Genomic DNA, 2,615 nt, shown 5'->3' on the forward strand with positions numbered 1-2,615 from the left:
CTTGAAGGCCGCGTGACCCGTGCCCAGGAAGCCGGGTTTGCCGCAATCGGACCACGGCATGTGGCCGGTCTTATCGGCCAGGCCGACAAACGGCGGCACCGAGGGATCGACCGGACCTTGCAGCTTCGAGAGGATCGCTCCCATGCTCGGCCAACCGCCGACGTTCTTGAAAGCGTTGGGGTCGCGGCCGGTCATACACTGGATGGCATCGTGGCCGCCGCGCGCACCCACGACGGAGCGGATGATCGAGAACCGGTCCATCATGCCGGCGATGCGCGGAAAGCACTCGCCGATCCGGATGCCGGTGACTTTTGTGTTGATCGGCTTGAACTCGCCCTTGATCTCCGGCGGTGCTTCCATTTTCAGGTCGAACATGTCCTGATGCGGCGGGCCGCCGCCCAAGAAAATGTTAATGACTGCCTTGTGCGAGGTCGATTTTCCGGCTTGCGATTCGGCCCGAAGGATGTCGGCGAGAGACAGATTGACTGCCCCAAATGAAAACGCGCCGATCTTCAAGAAGCCGCGGCGAGAGACGCCGTCGCAAAACCGATGCTTGGTTCCGTGAATGGTCAACATGGCGGGAGAACCCCCGTTGGCGGAAGGCGGGAAAGATCGGCAACCGGGACGCCGATCCGAATCTGGCGGGAGGCGACTCAATAGCTAACGTAAACTTTATCGAACAATAGTGCAAGAAAAAATGGCAAATTTCCGGGTTTCAGGGTAAGCAGCTCCATAGTTGGCGGAATCTTTGTATACTTCAGAGGTTTTGAGGCGACGATCCCGAAAAGCCCCTGGGAGGAACCCCATGATTGTGACATTGACCCCCGAACAGGAAGCTCAGGCTCGCCAACTCGCCGAGCAGTTGAAGCAACAGGCGCAGGATCCGTTCCTGGCGATCGCCCGTCTGCTGGTGGTCACGGATGAACGCACTCTCTTTGGGGCGACGGAATTCGCCATTCGCAAACACGCGTTGGAACTGATCTCGAAAGCGTACGCGCTGCATCTGGGTCAAAAAAAAACGGCTACCGCGGTTCGTCGATCACCTGTCCGAAGTGCGGGCAAGCGGCGGCTTACCACGGCGAGCGGGAACGTCGCGCCCAATGCCTCGGCGGAGTGATCGCTTGCAAGCGGGCGTACTACTACTGTCGGCGCTGCGGCCGGGGCTACACTCCTTGGGATGAGGGGACGGGTCTGAGCGAACGGAACCTGACGCCTGGCCTGGAAGAACTCGCCTGCCTGAACGGAGCGGTGGCGGATAGTTTCGAGAAAGGCGCCGATCTGCTGGAAAAGACGTCGGGAGCACGTTTGAGTGAATCGACGGTACAACGGACGACGGAGTCGGCGGGCGAACGCATCGCGGCGCGGTTCGAGGCCGGCAAGACGATTGGTTCGCGGCTGCGCTGGAACTGGCATCGAGATGCGCGGGGGCATCGGGTGGCCTATGTGGGTCTCGATGCGACGGGCGTGCCGCAGCAAGGAGAACATGGGGAAAAAGCCGATGGGCGCATGGCCTACGTGGGGGTCGTGTACAATCCGCTGCCCGATCGCCAGCGCGTTTTCGTCGACTTGCCCCGTGCGGGCGAACGCATGAAGGCGCGCTACGTCAGCGGCTTGTACACCTTGGCGGAAATGGGTCCGCTGTTACGTCTGCAGGCGGCCCAGGTGGGCATGGACGACGCGGACGTTTGGATTGCCCTGACCGATGGGGGCAACGGACTCGAACACTTCATGGAAATGAACTTCCCACGCGTGGCGGCGGTGATCGTCGATTTCTGGCACGCCAGCGAATACGTGGCGAAACTGGCCAAGGCGCTGCATCCCGACGACGAAGCGAAGGCCGGGGAACAAACGCACCAATGGAACCGTCTCTTGAAAGACGAAGGCGGCTGGACCTTATTGGCGGTGTGGGAGACGTGGGATTGGCCGGATCGCAAGCCCGGCCTTCGGGATGTTCTCGACGAAGTGCTCGGTTACTTCCGCAATCAGGCGCACCGCATGGAATACCCGGAATACGAAGCCAACGGCTGGTGCATTGGTTCGGGAGTCGTGGAGAGTGGTTGCAAAACGGTCGTCAATCAGCGGCTCAAGGGGGCCGGCATGCGCTGGAGCGAAGACGGAGCCCACGCCGTATGCCACGTCCGCGCCCTCTACCGCAGCGAACCCGGCCAATGGGAATCCTTCTGGCAACAGGACAGCCTTCTCAGAACAACTGTTTAGCAACTTAAGTGACGCCTACCCACCGTAATGAGGCAAAGGCGGCTGAGAAGTACCGTTAATATGCGCCCGATGAAACGGCACAAGAACCACGCCGACCGTGTCGGTCTGAAAACGACGCAGATCAGAATCTGACGGCACAAGAACCGTATTGCCCGTGTCGATTTGCGAATGGCGCTCGTCAAAAACCGACGGCATAAGTTCCATAACGCCGAGACTGGCTTGGTAGCGACGCGGATCAGATTCTGACGGCTAAGTTTCATGGGATCATCTCGCCCAAAGTTTCGGTTGCAGATCATCAAGGAGAAGCGCGACGCGCGCAGCCTCCACGCAGACCCTTTCGGAGCCGAACTGCACGGGCGAATGAATACCTTTGATTATCAGTCTGTCAGTAGGCGGAT

3 protein-coding genes are annotated in these 2,615 nt (G+C 60.0%); 2 read left to right on the forward strand and 1 reads right to left on the reverse strand.

Annotated elements, in window-relative coordinates; all coding sequences use genetic code 11:
- Positions 1-576, reverse strand: a 576-nt coding sequence (locus VGY55_07110; protein HEV2969741.1) for a DUF1501 domain-containing protein, incomplete at its 3' end; no start/stop codon positions are given.
- A gap of 229 nt (positions 577-805) precedes the next feature.
- On the opposite strand from VGY55_07110, the gene VGY55_07115 reads away from it, so the two are divergent.
- Both VGY55_07115 and VGY55_07120 read left to right on the forward strand, forming a co-directional pair.
- Complete coding sequence (locus VGY55_07115; protein ID HEV2969742.1) at positions 806-1,117, forward strand: hypothetical protein; 312 nt, start codon at positions 806-808, stop codon at positions 1,115-1,117.
- The gene (locus VGY55_07120) at positions 1,039-2,217 is read left to right on the forward strand and encodes an ISKra4 family transposase (GenBank protein ID HEV2969743.1); all 1,179 of its coding nucleotides are present in this window, start codon (positions 1,039-1,041) and stop codon (positions 2,215-2,217) included. The genes VGY55_07115 and VGY55_07120 overlap by 79 nt, the downstream gene beginning before the upstream one ends.
- The last annotated feature ends 398 nt before the right edge of the window (positions 2,218-2,615 follow it).

Source organism: Pirellulales bacterium (genome assembly GCA_035939775.1).
In the GTDB taxonomy this organism is placed as follows: Bacteria; Planctomycetota; Planctomycetia; order Pirellulales; family DATAWG01; genus DASZFO01.

What these genes read in the sequence shown, in the direction of transcription:
- VGY55_07115 (HEV2969742.1), top strand. Translation starts at nt 806, where the DNA reads ATGATTGTGACATTGACCCCCGAACAGGAAGCTCAGGCTCGCCAACTC.